General features: G+C 63.4%; 1 protein-coding gene. It reads right to left on the bottom strand.

Going from position 1 to position 1113, the window contains the following annotated elements; genetic code table 11:
• The coding region (locus ACDELDRAFT_RS22840; RefSeq protein ID WP_040330811.1) for a TniQ family protein at window positions 1-1046 on the bottom strand (1046 nt) is incomplete at its 3' end.
• Window positions 1047-1113: the final 67 nt, after the last annotated feature.

Raw genomic sequence — 1113 nt, 5'->3', positions numbered from 1 at the left:
GCCGTCTCGGGGTTGTGCCGCGCTTCAATGATCGCCTCACTGATAGCTTGGACCGCCCGTTGCCAGTGATTGACGGGTTCGGGCTTCGGCGCTTTCGCCGGCAGACCACTGGTGAACCCGGTTTGGGGCTCGGACCAGAACAGCTTTGCATGCTCGCCTGGCGGGCTTATATCCCTCACCTCAATCAAGCTGATTGCCGCTGCCGCTGCCTCCAGCATCTGCAACCGTACTGCCGGGTTCAGGGTTTCATACGGTCGCCACAGACTTTGCCCAGCACGCAGCGGATGCCCGCAGCCTTGCCAGACTTGGCGGAGATACCCCGCGTAGGTTCCGCACGCCGAAAGCGGGGTGTTCAGCTCATCGAGCAGCGTGCGTAGCAGCCGAAACCACAATCCAGCGTGGATGCGTCGGCACGGCAGTTCCACATGGCCGGTCGTCAGTGCCTGCCAGGTACGCCGGTCCATCACTGCAATCGCGTCGCTGGCGGTGCGCGGCGCAGTGTCGGCGTTCTCCCAGCCGAGAAACCGCCCAGGCACGCCCCAATAGGATTCCAGCCAGCAGCCATGCAGCGGGCAGCTCAGCATCAGGGGCAGCTTCCATGCAAGCAGTACGGCTTGGTTTGCCGGGTCGTTCAGACAGAGAGGACAGGCGCGATGTATCGGCTGGCTGGGCAGCCAGGCACGCCAGCTCGTGATGGATCGCGTCCTGCGGCGGAGTTTCGGCAGCAGCACCGAGAGCTGGAACGCATAGGTTTCCAATGCGTCTGGAATCTGATCATCAAGGCTGTCCAGTAGCCAAGGCACCCAGCCGGCGAAACTCATGCAACGCAGCCGGTCCGGCTCGATACCGCTCCGCTGGGAGAGCATCGCCAACAGCGCCAGTGGTGGCGCGGTATCCAGGTCATCAACCTGAGCGTGACCAAGATCGTGCTCCAGCAGCTCGGACACCTCCATGTGATAGCAAAGGGCCACGCGGTTGAGCCACGAAGACAAGGCTTCGCCTTCCCTGGGAGCCGGATGCAGTGGCCAGCGTGGCGCTGGCTTCACATCAGTTCCCGCTCGAATTGCCGCCGCCGCTCGCTGGGACCGGTGTAATCGGCCATGCTGAGCGTGC

Origin of the sequence: Acidovorax delafieldii 2AN (genome assembly GCF_000175235.1) — a bacterium.
GTDB classification, from domain to species: domain Bacteria; phylum Pseudomonadota; class Gammaproteobacteria; order Burkholderiales; family Burkholderiaceae_C; genus Acidovorax; species Acidovorax delafieldii_B.
The sequence above is the reverse complement of the archived record's forward strand: the minus strand, read 5'-3'. Positions and strand labels throughout refer to the sequence as shown.